Origin of the sequence: Brevibacillus sp. SIMBA_040, assembly GCF_046535075.1 — a bacterium.
Taxonomy (GTDB): Bacteria; Bacillota; Bacilli; order Brevibacillales; family Brevibacillaceae; genus Brevibacillus.
This window is the reverse complement of record NZ_JAWRXI010000003.1, coordinates 354,051-366,852: the sequence shown is the minus strand read 5'-3', so window position 1 is coordinate 366,852 and position 12,802 is coordinate 354,051. Positions and strand designations below refer to the sequence as shown.

Sequence of the window (12,802 nt, the reverse complement as noted above, 5' to 3'; positions counted from 1 at the left end):
CTATCTTTCCTATTAGAATGAGAAAGAGTATACGAAGAAGTTCAGGAGGTTTCAAAGATGAATCGCTTGACTGAGGAAGAAAAAAACGGGCTGTACAAGGCCATAAGCAATCGCAGAGATATACGCACGTTTCGCAAAGATCCGGTTCCGTCCGAAAAATTAGCGATGATTCTCGCTGCCGCCCATCACGCACCCTCCGTCGGGTTTATGCAGCCATGGAATTTTATTCTCGTCCAAGACGATGCGCTGAAGCAGGAGCTAGCGGTTTGTGCGGATAAAGAACGACGTGCACTGGCTATTCATTATGAAGGAACAGGAAGAGAATCGACCTTTCTCGATTTGAAAATTCAGGGCATCAAAGAAGCTCCCGTCACGATCTGTGTCACCTGTGATCCCACTCGCGGCGGTGATCACGTACTGGGGCGCAACTCCATCCCCGAAACCGATATTATGTCAGTCAGCTGCGCGATACAAAACATGTGGCTGGCCGCATATGCAGAGGACTTGGCGATGGGGTGGGTCAGCTTTTACAAAAAGTCGGATGTTCGCCGTATTTTGGATATTCCGCCACATATCGATCCAGTCGCACTGTTGTCTATTGGCTATACCGACCACTACCCTGATCGACCGCTACTGGAGCTGCATAAATGGAGAGAGCGAGAAGATTTACAGGAGTTGATTTACCGGGATCGTTGGGGGATCAATCCACCCGACAAAAAGTAGCTGCACAAAAAAAGGGTTGCCCACTTGTTTGAGCAACCTAGATGTAATGGAGGGGTAGTACGTGAATAAAACAGTACCCTCCAGACGTGATTGTTTCCTTATAGGTTTCAAAAAACAGCCTACTCACGAACATTGAACTAGCAAAATGGGAACGTTCACCCAGGCTGAGGGTAGATGGTACAAGCCAACGAGGACTCGATTTGGGTCTATGTGCGGGGGCGAGTCCTGTTCGTAGGCATGGCCTGCAGGGGATCATCCGGCCAATAATGCTTCGGATATCGTCCCTTCAAGTCTTTCTTTATATCAAAGTATGCACTTTTCCAAAAACTGGATAAATCTTGCGTCACCTGCACAGGGCGATGGGCTGGCGACAATAAATGAAGGGTCAGTGGCACCCGCCCTCGTCCAACTCTTGGCGTATCCTGCCAGCCGAACAACTCCTGTAATCGGACGGAAAGAACAGGCGCATCGGGATTGCTGTAATCGACAGGAATACGCGAGCCGCTCGGTACGACGATATGTGTAGGTGCGCTCACGTCCAGCTCCCGTCGCTGCTCCCAGCTAAGCATAGCTTCGAGGATCGACGACAAGGATAAGTGCTGCAGCTCCGCCAGCTTTTTACAACCATACAGATGCGGCCCGAGCCACTCTGCAAGCGAGCCAGCCATTGCTTCTTCCGATACATCCGGCCAATTTGCATCTAGCCTGTGCATGAAAAGCAGCCGTTCCTGGAGCGATCGTGCATGCCGATTCCAAGGCAGTATGTTCAGTCCCTCTTCGGCAATTCCACCGAGCAAGGCGGTGAGCACTGCCACCGGATCAGGAGCTGCATCTGGCGCTTCGCGAATCGTCAACGCCCCCAAACGCTTGCGAGCCCTCGCACGGACAGATTGGGATGACCGCTCCCACCATACCTTCACTTCTTCCTGTATCTCATCTGTAAAGTCCCTCTCCAGATCGCTTTCATCGAGTCGTGCTGCCAGTGTGATACGACTATCCACGCCTTGGTCGTCGAGCATGGCAGCTACGACATACTTTTCATAGGCGAGTCGCTGATTAATCATAAATGTGGCGCCACGTCCATTGCGGAGCAAATATCGCCCATCTCCTCTGCGCTGGGCGATGCGATCAGGATAGGCGTAAGCAAGCAGCCTTCCCGTTGCTGCTATGTCTGTTGCCTCAGCATTTTCAAGCACACTCCACTGCCGCTTTAATTGAGCCGCTTCTTCCCAAATGCGCCGGATCGTGCCTTCATCAACCTGTAGCTCGCCAAGATGCGCTCGCTCTAACTTCTTGTGGCGACCGATCATTCTGAGCAATTCGACGCGCAGCTGCAAGTCTGCATCCTGGCTCGCCCCCCTGCCTCGGATGATATCACGCTCGTTTATGAGCACGGCAAGCTCACAGGCAAGCGAGCGAAGCCCCAGCTCCTCCGCTTTCCAGATCATGTGTCCCAGTCTTGGATGAAGTCCCATTTGTGCCAGTTGTCTGCCATGCTGGGTAATCCGGTTGCTCTCGTCCATCGCACCGAGCTGAATCAGTAAGTCGCTGGCCTGTGCCATCGCTGCTTTTGGAGGCGAATCCAGCCACGACAGCTCATCTGCATCCGCGACTCCCCACGCAGAAAGTTCCAGTGCAAGCGGCGCTAAATCAGCTTCTTTGATTTCTGGTGGCTGATGCGCTACGAGCATTCTGTCCTCCGACTCTGTCCACATCCGGTAGCAGATGCCGGGCGCAAGTCGTCCCGCTCGGCCTCGTCGCTGATCAGCTGAGGCTTTGGATACTTGGATCGTCTCCAGTCGCGTCATGCCTGTCCGCGGGGAGAACCTCGGCACGCGCATAAAGCCGCTATCAATTACGATGCGCACACCCTCTACTGTTAAGCTTGTTTCAGCGATAGAGGTCGACAGCACAATCTTTCTCTCCCCTGACTTTCCCCGACTGAGCGCTTTATCTTGTGCTTCTTGCGGAAGTGCTCCATACAATGGGGCAATTTGTACACCGGGACTCATACCCGCCTCCCGGAGCAAGGCTTCTACCCGGCGAATCTCACCAGCACCTGGTAAAAATACGAGCATGTCTCCAGCTTCAGCCACCAGGACCTGTTGAATCACCCTCGCTATTTCCGGCTCCATGCGCCCGTCCAGTGGCCGAGCCAAAAACCGCGTCTCTACCGGATATTGACGTCCTTCACTCTTAATTACGGGAGCATCGCCGAGAAGCGCCGCTACCGGCTCTGCATCCAGCGTCGCTGACATGACAAGAATCCGAACGTCTTCACAAAACAGGCTGCGTGCCTGCAAGCTGAGGGCAAGTCCCAAATCTGCGTGAAGATTCCGCTCATGAAATTCATCGAAAATGATGAGCCCCACATCCTCTAGTGCCGGGTCAGCCTGGAGCATACGAGTAAGCACTCCTTCTGTAATGACCTCGATGCGAGTTTGCGGCCCTACCTTGGCATCCATTTTGACGCGGTAACCTACTGTTTCTCCTACCTTTTCACCCAGCAAAGCTGCCATGTAGCTGGCGGATGCGCGTGCGGCCAAACGACGCGGTGTCAGCATCAATATTCGCCGTCCTGAAAGCCACGGCTCGTCGATGAGCGCCAGTGGAACTCTGGTCGTTTTTCCTGCGCCAGGTGCGGCGACGAGGACGGCGCTTGTTTGTTCCTGTAGTACTGCCTTTACTTGCGGTAGAACCTCATCGATTGGTAGCTGATTCATTTTTTCACCTCTCGCTTGCGTAACCTGATTTGTTCATCATACACACAATTGACCTCATTCAAAAAGCACTCCAAAAATGACTGAATAATCATTCAATAGTATAATCAATTTGTTGCCCGTAACTAGAAGGAGGTGTGCGATGTGCTCCGCATCCACCAGCATGAGGCTGTCACCTGCGCAGAAGGAATCGTGCAAAAAGCAGGCCGTGATTCTTCGATTTATGTATTTATTACCGATGGAATGATGATCGACACGGGTCCCCAGATTATCGCGGACGACCTGATTCCTTTTCTTCAGGATGCGTCATTTGATTCTGTCGTGCTCACTCACAGTCACGAAGACCATGTAGGAACCGCAGCTTGGATTGAACAGCACACACAGGTACCGATTTACATTCACGAAAACGGTGTAGACACTTGCGCTGCAAAAGCAAGCTATCCCAAATACCGCCAACTCACGTGGGGTATTCGCGAGCCATTCACAGCTTTTCCGATACGAGCTACCTTTCATTCCCGTACCCTTGACTGGAAGGTGCTTTATACACCGGGCCATGCTCACGACCACATCGCCCTCATTCACGAGGGAACAGGACGTTTGTTCTCGGGCGATTTGTTTTTAGGAATCAAGACAAAAGTGATTTTGCGGGAAGAATCCATCCCGCTTCAGATTGAATCCATCCGTCTAGTTCTTTCCCAAGACTTCGGTGCCATGTATTGCGCCCATGCTGGATACATCGCAGATGGACCCGCTGTATTGCAACAAAAGCTGGACTATCTGGAAAATTTGTCGGGAGAGATTTGTCATCTCCACTCCCTGGGGCTTGCGGAAAACGAAATCCAAGCACGCCTGTTTACAGCAAATCCGCTGATCGTCGAAATATCCGAAGGGGAGTTTGATTCACTTCATATCGTTCGATCCGTGCTTGCAGACAAGCGAAATGAAGAAAAAAGCTGCTAGGGGTATGTCATTAGAAACTGCATACAATACGAAGAGACCGACTGATTTGTCGGTCTCTATTCTTTATCTATCGGATTGGACATCTGGTCATCGTACATATCGAAAATCACTTTCCCATTAGAGTTTTTCACCGCATAGTTCACCTGATCAGGACGTAACCCTTTTTTGTTCAAAAGCCCCATCAGCCAATCGAGCTGGAGCTGATTCTGCTTTAAATTGTGATGGATGATCTTTCCATCCATGATCAACTCGATGGGAAACCATTGGCGTTTATTATATTTTAGCTTGAGATCCTTACGTGTGACAGGAAGGTACTCCGACTTGCGTAAAACAGACAATTCACCGTTCAGCTCCAGCACTGCGAACTGAACTTCCTCGATGTTGTAAATGTTTCTCTCCCGTAGCTCCTGATTCAGCGTATCGAGCGAAAACTTTAGCTTTCGCATGTTATCTTCCAATATTTTTCCGTTCTGAATAATAATTGTTGGCTGGCCGGAGAACCATTTACGTAAAGAACGGTTTTTAAGTGACAAAATCATTAACAAATAGGCAATCGCACTAAACGTAAGTAATGCCGCAATTAGCTGCCCCATTTTGATTTGGAGGTTAAAAGCGAGGTTCGCCGTAAGCGCTCCCAATGTAATCGCTGCAACAAAATCATGATACGTCATTTGGGCGATTGTCTGCTTGCCCAGTAGCCGTGTAATGATCATCATAATGGTAAAAGCGAGAATTGCTCTTCCGATCGTTTCGATAATCGTGTCCATCATGCACCGCCATATAGTCGATATGTTAGTCTCGCTATAGTTATATCCAGTATTTCACACTCCAAATCAATGGTCTCAGCTGAATACAGACTTTTGCAGAAAAATCTTCTACAATAAATAGTAATCTCATACGTGGCGAGGAGTGAAATCAATGGCGATCAAAAAAGTAGAGCACGTCGGGTTGATGGTAAAAGACCTGGATACTTCCATCGACTTTTATACCAAAGTGATCGGAATGGAGTGCTTGGGCAAGCTGGTGCATACCAATTCTGCCATTACCCTTGCTTTTCTCGGCTTCGCTGGCAGCAAGGAAACCGAGCTCGAATTAGTCCAGGGCTACAACGATTCACTACCCGAAGAAGGCAAGGTCCATCATCTCGCTTTTGCCGCAGACAATCTGGAAGACGAAATCGAGCGTCTCAAGCAGATGGATGTAGCTTTCATTGACGCTGAAATTACGACTTTACCAAACGGCTCACGCTACATATTCTTCAAGGGTCCGGATGGAGAATGGCTGGAGTTGTTCGAGAGCACACGCTAAATTGACTTTTATCATGACAAAGACCATCCAGGCACTCAAGCCCTAGGATGGTCTTGTTCTGTGTAAAACGTTTGTCTCGACGTTTTTCTTAAAAATGGATGTGACCGCTTGCTATTTTATTTATCCACGCTGATAAACGGAGTCGCTCCACCTGTCACGTTTGGCAATTTTCCATCCCATTTGCGGATCGCTTCCAGCTGTGCTTCGATTTGTCTGAGCTGGATCAGCTCCGGCGTTACTTCCTGTTTTTGTAAACGCAATGCTTCTGCCTGTGCTTGTGCTCTCGTAATTTCCTGTTCCTTTTCTATCTTAATCCGCTCCAGGTCCAGCTTGGATTTGAGCGCCTGCTGCTCGGCTACCTGCTTGGATTCGATGGCACGGTTGAATTCATCGCTAAACGTAAACTCGCGAATATTGATTTCATCCAAAATAATGTTATAAGTGGACAGCTTTTCGCGTAACACTTCTTTTACCTTGGCGCTTACTTCAGAACGCTTGGAAATAAGTTCTTCTGCTGTATATTGAGCAGTAACCGCTTTCAACGCTTCTGCGATGGCGGGATCAACAATTCGGCTGTTATATTCCAGGCCAACCTGCTGATACAGTTTGTTTACATTTTCAGCGTTCAGATGGTGGTTAACTGCGATCGTAGTCGATACGGTTTGCAGGTCACGAGAAGCAGAGGTTTGACTCATCTCCGACTTCTGTACTCGCACCTCCATTGGTATTACGGTTTGAATAAACGGAATTTTGAAGTGCATGCCTTCTTGCATTACCTTTGGCTGTACTGCTCCGAGTTGCAACACAATTCCGCTGTGTCCAGCCGATATAATCGTAAAGGATTGACTTCCGATTAGTACCAATACCGCAAGAACCAGGATTGTCGCAATCAGCTTGCCCCCTGTTTGAAAGGGACTCATCTTTACTACATTGTTGTCGCTCATGTTCCGCCTCCCCCTTTATATATCATCATTTATGCATACGCTTCAGAAAACAATTAGTTTCAAAAACTTTCTGTATTCGCAGCAGCTTCTAATAACACCCTTCCCATCCGCTCTGCCTCGAGCCTGCACAGCTCAAACTCGACCTCGCCTGATACATGCGAAATAAGCTGGATGACTTCCTCGCACCCATGGCTGCAAATGAGAAACTGCTCCCATTTTACTTGGGCGCGAGGTACTTTACGTGCATGAAATCCGCTTTGAAATCCTCCGATAGACATTATAGCACCATCCTTTATCCAAAAAACAAATCAAGAATATCACGTGTGGCAGACGGGTCTCGTTTATACATCTCACTGTATCCACACGCGACACAACTAACGACATCAAACCGCTGATACTGTAGGTTGAACATCCTCGACAAAACACCGCCCGTTGCCGACATTTCCGTTATCGTGGCGGAAGTGCAGCCGCATTTTAGGCAGCCTTTTCTGGCATTTGCCTCATCTACGGCGCGCATTGTTTTTCTCGTACAGCTGCATTGGAAGCGATAGTCGAGCGGCTCTTTACAAATGCCGCATATATCCGGCATGGCTATATCCTCCCTTTTTTGGGTTTACAATAAGAAAGCTGAACAGCCACAGATGCAGATAAAGCAGCGACGCCACGACCTCAAAGAGGAAGTCCCCATTTGCAAGTGAGGAAGAGGTAAGAGATTTGCCTCCTGACATAACGAGCATAAACAGCATCATCGCAACCAATCCAGCCAAGCTATACGCAAGCAAGCGAAATACATAATTGACAACAGGGTTAACCCAGCCAATTTTTTCTGTGATAAATTCGATCAGGAGGGACAATGGTACTCCTCCTACCAAATAAACAGGGGCTGCGTAAATCAGATACACCATTACCAAGGAAGCGTATGACCAATGATATGTATTTGCTTGTTGCTCATCTAGCGGCGTGTAATTTAACCAGGCGAGTCCCATACAAAAGATGATCGCTGAAAGTAGCGCGACCACAATTTTGCGAATCATAAACCTTTCCACCTCTCATCCTATTTACCAAACTCCCCCCATAATGATAACCTTTATTTGGCAGTGGGGAAAGAAAACTTCCCCTTGTAGCTTGAAAAAAGCAGTGAAAATATGCGACCTAAACGGGAAAAGGGGCTTTTCAAATGAGCGATCTGAAGTTGATTGATGCGTACAAAAGCAACTTGCAAGCATACTCATTAGAGCAGCTAAGACATATCCCTGAGCGAGGAACCTGGTCTCTTGGTCAAATGTACAGCCACTTGATTCTCGTGGCGCTGGAGTACCTGGACAATGTGGAAGCTTGTGCAGAAGCCGTATCGGAGCAACCGCTAGGAAAAACGACCGCTGGTGAAAATTTATACGCGAGGGGCGGATTTTTGCCCATTAAAATCAAGCTGCCGGACTTGCCCGAAAATACCCCCAGCAATTCGGAAGAAAAAGAAGACCTATTTGCAGGTCTCGATCTCGTCCAGAAGAGAATGCGGGAATGGGAAGAAAAAGTAGACCTCGTAAATCCAAACCATAAAGCATTACATGAAGGCTTTGGATGGATGAATGCGCGGGAGTGGTACGATCTTGTCGATATGCATTTTCGCCATCATCTGAACCAGAAGCAGGAATTAGAACAGAAACTGAGCTTATAACGTAAAAAAACCGCGGGATATGGCCTCCGCGGTTTTCATGATAAATTCTGGATTAACGTCAGCTTTTTACAGGTACATTGTTATCTATCGAAGCCGTACTGCTTACAGGAACGACTTTGGCTAACCGCTGAACGAGGACAAATCCGATCAGCATAAAGACGACAATCATCCCTACGACTCCGCTCCAGCCAAAGGAGGACCAGAAGACGCCCCCCATCGTTCCTCCAATACTTGAGCCTGCATAGTAAAAGAACAAATAGAGTGAGGATGCCTGTGCTTTGTCGTGCAGCGCGCGACGCCCTACCCAGCCGCTCGCGATGGAATGGCTACCGAAAAAGCCAAATGTGAGGATCGGCAGTCCGAGTATTTTGATCCACAGCCATTCATCCAATGTCAGACAAGCCCCGATGAGCGTCAACAAAAGAGAAATCATCAGCACTTTTTGCCGCCCGTATTTATCCGCCATTTTTGCCATCCAAACAGAGCTGAACATCCCTACCAAAAACACGATGAAAATCCAGCCGACTAGTGTCTGGGAAAGCGAATAAGGCTCCCTCGTCAGCACATAGCCCATGTAGTTATACATTGCGACATTGCTCCCTAAAATAAGAAAGCCGATTCCGAACAGGCATAGGAGCCCAGGGTCCTTCAAATGACTGCCCATCGATGCCATCAGCTTTTTAAATTCAGGTGTACGCGCATGAAAATTTTGTGATTTTGGCAAGCAAATCCAGAAAATGAGACTTGCCACCAAGCTGATAAAGCTGATTGAGCCCATCGCCACATGCCAGTTGAACAGATCAGTCAGCGTTCCCGATATGATGCGTCCGCAGACCGCCCCAAGTGAATTTCCGCTTATGTAGAGCCCCATCGCGACACCAAGGCTTCTGGGCTCCATTTCCTCTCCCAAATATGCCATGGCAATAGACGGCAGGCCCCCTAAAGCAATTCCCTGAATGATGCGAAATAGTAATAATGATTCAAAAGTCGAGCTAAAAGCAGTCAAAATCGATAAAACGGATGCCACGAGCATGGAGCTTATCATGACAGGTTTTCGTCCCCACACCTCTGACATGGTCCCAAATAGCAGCATGCTGATCGCAAGTGAGATCGTCGTCATGGACAGTGACAGGCTTGCCATCGTAGGGGAGATGTGAAATTCTTTGGTGAATTCGGGCATGAGCGGCTGCGTGCTGTACAAAATCGCAAACGTATTAAACCCTGCTGCAAAAAAGGCTAGATTGGACTTCCGAAAAGCAATAGTTCCTTGCTCGATGTAGCCCATGATGATGAACCTCCCTGAATCCTTTCCGTCTCACCGTTATACTATCACCCCCAATTCATAATGTATAATTTATTGTAATCATGATTTTCATGCATACAGGTAATGATTTATATACAGCTTTTTTGATACAGTCTGGAGGGTTGCTTGATGGAATGGCAGCAGCTTGAATACTTTCAAACCTTGGCACGGATTCAACACGTCACTCGTGCCGCCGAACATATGTCGCTGTCTCAGCCAGCACTCAGTCGATCTATCGCTCGGCTAGAAGAGGAGCTGGGTGTTCAATTGTTTGAGCGGCAAGGCAGAAACATCATACTGAATCGCTATGGTCAGCTTTTTTTGAAGCGGGTTAATCGCATTCTCAAGGAGTTTAACGACGGGAAGCAAGAGCTGCATGATTTGGTGCATCCTGAGCATGGCGAGGTTGCCTTGGGCTTTCTGCACACTTTAGGAACCAATCTGATTCCTGATTTGATCGGGGCCTTTCGCCTGCTCTCCCCTTCCATCAGCTTCACGCTTATACAAAATCACAGCTATTCGCTGCTAGAGCATTTGAGTGCCGGTGAGCTCGACCTCTGCCTGCTTGCAGAGCCTACTGAAACCAAACTGCCGATCCACTGGACACCGCTGTGGACCGAGGAGCTTTTTGCGGTAGTCCCGCTCGGTCATCCATTGGCTGTTCGGGAAAGTATTTTGCTTCAGGAAATCGCAAGCGAGTCTTTTATCTTTTTGAAAAAGGGCTATGCTCTGCGGCGTACAACCGATCAGTTGTTCCAGCAAATCGGGGTCACTCCGCAAATTACGTTTGAAGGTGAGGAGGCGGCTACGGTTTCGGGGCTTGTCGCAGCAGGTCTTGGGGTATCGCTTTTGCCTGACCTGCACGGGATTAATATGAGCAAAATTGCACAAATCCGCATTCGTGAGCCCAAATGTCAGCGGGTGATTGGGATGGCTCTCGTGCAGGGAGGGTATCTTTCTCCGGCGGCTAGACGGTTCAAGGAGTTTGTATTGAACCATTTTTCGGATTCGCGGTACGGTAATTCGAGCTGTGGTGGAGGAGAGAAAAACGGAGAAAATGCTCCAGGTTCTTGGGTCACTCGCCTGGAGGATTGACTGTCCGGCTACATGGAAAAAAGCGAAACCCGCGTCCAAAGTGGTGGGCTCAGGATGCTTCACAGGGGTGGACGCTAAAAGCTTGTTTCGATTTTTTTCATTCCACCTGAGCTGTGCCCCAAAGACCTTCGCTTTTTCTCCGTTTTCCTCTCACTAGCGTTGTGATTTATCCGAAAGTCATTCAAACAAATAGGGGAACCACTCTTCGTGGCTCCCCTTTGTTCAACATTATATGCTTCACTTTTTTACCCCACCTGGTTGATCTACAGATCTGAGAGTGCGGCGGAAGGCTACTTCGTATGAAACCCGGCAACAATCGATTTCAAGTGCTCTGCTCGGGCACGAATCGTCTGTGCCATCTGGCTGACCTGCTGGGAGGCGGTGAGCTGCTCTGTTGCATGCGTGACAACCTCCTGGCTATGGGTCGATACGGTTTGTGCAGCGGAGGTGAGCTGCTGCACGGAAGCAGAGGTTTCCTGTGCACCGGCGCTTACCTGCAAGGAGGTGGCCGATATTTCCTGCAGCTGTGCGGTCACCTCTTCGATCAAGATCATGATTCGTTCAAAGGCTTGTCCCGTTTGATTGGCTGAGTCTAGTCCAGATTCTACCCCAAGCACCATACCCTCCATCGCACTGACGGCATTTTGCGAGCCGCTCTTGATCTCCGCTATCAATTGTTCGATCTGGGCAGCGGAATGCTGCGATTCCTCGGACAGCTTTCTTACTTCGTCAGCGACCACGGCAAATCCGCGTCCATGCTCGTTTGCACGTGCTGCCTCAATCGCTGCATTGAGCGCAAGCAACGAGGTTTGCTTGGATATTCCCGAAATGACGTTCAGGGCATGGACGATCTGCTGTGATTTCTCTCCCAGGTCTCGTATCGTGACAGCTGTTTCTTTTACCCTTTCATCCATAAACCGGATTTGCTCCACAACAGCTCGCAGCAAGCCATCCCCTTGCTGGGCTTTTCCTGTCATCACGGAGGACGCATCTGCGATTGCTGTCGTCCTGTCCGCAATTACCTGCACGCCCGTACTCACCTGCACGACAACAGCCGCCACCTCCTCTGTGCTGCAAAGCTGCTCTGCCGTCAAGGCCGAGACTTCATGCATCGAGGTCCTGGCTCCTGTCGATGCTGCATGGGACTGCGTAGCACTTTGCTGCAAGTGCTCAGCTGATTGAAGCAGCTCGTCGACACTCTCCTGTGTTGTATGGACGATCTCCTGTACCTTTTCGATAAACAGATTAAAAGAAGTGATGAGCGTACCGATCTCTCCGGATGCCTTCACCTGAATACGCTCGGACAAGTCCGACTCACCAGTCGCTGTTTTCTCGGCGAATGCGGTAATCCACTTGGTTACCTTTAGCACAGGCTGTGAAACGGTGCGGGTAATCCCGATTCCAAAGAGTACGGACAGCAACCCCGCTCCTATGAGAATCGCAATCATGATCTTGTTCGCATCCCCGCCGTTCTCTGCTGTTTGGCGATAGTTCTCGAATGCCTCAGTTTCCTTAACTGTCATCAGCTCCTGGAAGCCGTTGTTGATTTTCTGCAGCAAGGGCGATAGCGCTTGATACTGACTCGCTGCAGCACTTCCCTCCTGATGAAGCACCAGCTGAATCAGCTCGGAGCGCTTTGCCTGGTATTCCTTCAGCATGACCATTAGCTCATCCAGCTTTTGCTTTTCAGCGGGCTCCTTCACCTTCTCGGCGAACGAAGCAATCAGCTGGTTATTTTCACTGATCAGCGCCATCATCTGTCCGATAATGGAATTATGCTTGGCAGTGTCCGTTTCCAGTGTCAATTGATAGAAATGGGTTTCCAGCGTGCGCAGATTGGTTCGTACCTTGCCAATTTCCAGAATCGGCACCAGATTGTCTTCATGCACGTGATGCATACTGTCATTTGCCTTGTCCAAATAGTAAAAGCCGGAGAACCAAATTCCCGTCATCGTGATCAGCAAGATGGCCAGCATGATCATGATTCGTGGAAAAATCCGCAATTGATAGAGCCTCTTCACAATTTTTCCTCCTGATGTATGACTAAAAAAGTGAGCGAAAAAAACGGATG

12 protein-coding genes and 1 pseudogene are annotated in these 12,802 nt (G+C 49.1%); 5 read left to right on the top strand and 8 right to left on the bottom strand.

Features of this window, described 5'->3' with window-relative positions; all coding sequences use genetic code 11:
• The first annotated feature begins 57 nt into the window (after positions 1-57).
• Positions 58-723 carry a 5,6-dimethylbenzimidazole synthase gene (bluB, locus tag SB752_RS07390; RefSeq protein ID WP_410715039.1) on the top strand — a complete coding sequence of 222 codons (666 nt, stop codon included), beginning with the start codon at positions 58-60 and terminating at the stop codon, positions 721-723.
• 206 nt (positions 724-929) lie between these two features.
• Here the strand turns inward: bluB and hrpB are convergent, their stop codons facing one another.
• Complete coding sequence (gene hrpB, locus SB752_RS07385) at positions 930-3,446, bottom strand: ATP-dependent helicase HrpB (RefSeq protein ID WP_410715038.1); 2,517 nt, start codon at positions 3,444-3,446, stop codon at positions 930-932.
• A 141-nt stretch (positions 3,447-3,587) separates the two neighbouring features.
• Between hrpB and SB752_RS07380 the strand changes: the two genes are divergently transcribed.
• Positions 3,588-4,403: an MBL fold metallo-hydrolase gene (locus tag SB752_RS07380; protein ID WP_410715037.1), complete on the top strand. Its 816-nt coding sequence runs from the start codon at positions 3,588-3,590 to the stop codon at positions 4,401-4,403.
• 56 nt (positions 4,404-4,459) lie between these two features.
• Here the strand turns inward: SB752_RS07380 and SB752_RS07375 are convergent, their stop codons facing one another.
• Positions 4,460-5,170, bottom strand: a complete 711-nt coding sequence (locus tag SB752_RS07375; protein WP_410715036.1) for a DUF421 domain-containing protein — start codon at positions 5,168-5,170, stop codon at positions 4,460-4,462.
• Positions 5,171-5,321: 151 nt separating this feature from the next.
• On the opposite strand from SB752_RS07375, the gene SB752_RS07370 reads away from it, so the two are divergent.
• Entirely contained in the window at positions 5,322-5,711 is a 390-nt protein-coding gene (locus SB752_RS07370; RefSeq protein ID WP_410715035.1) for a VOC family protein, read from the top strand.
• Between the two features lie 116 nt (positions 5,712-5,827).
• Here the strand turns inward: SB752_RS07370 and SB752_RS07365 are convergent, their stop codons facing one another.
• The 4 genes from SB752_RS07365 to SB752_RS07350 are packed head-to-tail and all read right to left on the bottom strand — an operon-like array spanning position 5,828 to position 7,689.
• Complete coding sequence (locus SB752_RS07365; RefSeq protein WP_410715034.1) at positions 5,828-6,655, bottom strand: prohibitin family protein; 828 nt, start codon at positions 6,653-6,655, stop codon at positions 5,828-5,830.
• Positions 6,656-6,714: 59 nt separating this feature from the next.
• Entirely contained in the window at positions 6,715-6,933 is a 219-nt protein-coding gene (locus SB752_RS07360; RefSeq protein WP_410715033.1) for a hypothetical protein, read from the bottom strand.
• A gap of 14 nt (positions 6,934-6,947) precedes the next feature.
• Complete coding sequence (locus SB752_RS07355) at positions 6,948-7,244, bottom strand: zinc ribbon domain-containing protein (protein ID WP_410715032.1); 297 nt, start codon at positions 7,242-7,244, stop codon at positions 6,948-6,950.
• Positions 7,219-7,689 (bottom strand): hypothetical protein, encoded by a 471-nt coding sequence (locus tag SB752_RS07350; protein ID WP_410715031.1) that lies wholly within the window; start codon positions 7,687-7,689, stop codon positions 7,219-7,221. The genes SB752_RS07355 and SB752_RS07350 overlap by 26 nt, the downstream gene beginning before the upstream one ends.
• 143 nt (positions 7,690-7,832) lie before the next feature.
• Between SB752_RS07350 and SB752_RS07345 the strand changes: the two genes are divergently transcribed.
• Positions 7,833-8,333, top strand: a complete 501-nt coding sequence (locus tag SB752_RS07345; protein WP_410715030.1) for a DinB family protein — start codon at positions 7,833-7,835, stop codon at positions 8,331-8,333.
• A 58-nt stretch (positions 8,334-8,391) separates the two neighbouring features.
• On the opposite strand, the gene SB752_RS07340 is transcribed toward SB752_RS07345, so the two are convergent.
• Positions 8,392-9,618: an MFS transporter gene (locus SB752_RS07340; protein ID WP_410715029.1), complete on the bottom strand. Its 1,227-nt coding sequence runs from the start codon at positions 9,616-9,618 to the stop codon at positions 8,392-8,394.
• 147 nt (positions 9,619-9,765) lie between these two features.
• Here SB752_RS07340 and SB752_RS07335 point away from each other — a divergent pair.
• Positions 9,766-10,638, top strand: a pseudogene (locus tag SB752_RS07335) (LysR family transcriptional regulator); the annotation flags it as partial.
• Positions 10,639-11,021: 383 nt separating this feature from the next.
• Here the strand turns inward: SB752_RS07335 and SB752_RS07330 are convergent.
• Positions 11,022-12,752 carry a methyl-accepting chemotaxis protein gene (locus SB752_RS07330; RefSeq protein ID WP_410715028.1) on the bottom strand — a complete coding sequence of 577 codons (1,731 nt, stop codon included), beginning with the start codon at positions 12,750-12,752 and terminating at the stop codon, positions 11,022-11,024.
• Positions 12,753-12,802 lie beyond the last annotated feature (50 nt).

What these genes read in the sequence shown, in the direction of transcription:
- bluB (WP_410715039.1), top strand. Translation starts at nt 58, where the DNA reads ATGAATCGCTTGACTGAGGAAGAAAAAAACGGGCTGTACAAGGCCATA.
- SB752_RS07345 (WP_410715030.1), top strand. Translation starts at nt 7,833, where the DNA reads ATGAGCGATCTGAAGTTGATTGATGCGTACAAAAGCAACTTGCAAGCA.
- SB752_RS07340 (WP_410715029.1), bottom strand. Translation starts at nt 9,618, where the DNA reads ATGGGCTACATCGAGCAAGGAACTATTGCTTTTCGGAAGTCCAATCTA.
- SB752_RS07350 (WP_410715031.1), bottom strand. Translation starts at nt 7,689, where the DNA reads ATGATTCGCAAAATTGTGGTCGCGCTACTTTCAGCGATCATCTTTTGT.
- SB752_RS07355 (WP_410715032.1), bottom strand. Translation starts at nt 7,244, where the DNA reads ATGCCGGATATATGCGGCATTTGTAAAGAGCCGCTCGACTATCGCTTC.
- SB752_RS07370 (WP_410715035.1), top strand. Translation starts at nt 5,322, where the DNA reads ATGGCGATCAAAAAAGTAGAGCACGTCGGGTTGATGGTAAAAGACCTG.
- SB752_RS07375 (WP_410715036.1), bottom strand. Translation starts at nt 5,170, where the DNA reads ATGGACACGATTATCGAAACGATCGGAAGAGCAATTCTCGCTTTTACC.
- SB752_RS07360 (WP_410715033.1), bottom strand. Translation starts at nt 6,933, where the DNA reads ATGTCTATCGGAGGATTTCAAAGCGGATTTCATGCACGTAAAGTACCT.
- hrpB (WP_410715038.1), bottom strand. Translation starts at nt 3,446, where the DNA reads ATGAATCAGCTACCAATCGATGAGGTTCTACCGCAAGTAAAGGCAGTA.
- SB752_RS07365 (WP_410715034.1), bottom strand. Translation starts at nt 6,655, where the DNA reads ATGAGCGACAACAATGTAGTAAAGATGAGTCCCTTTCAAACAGGGGGC.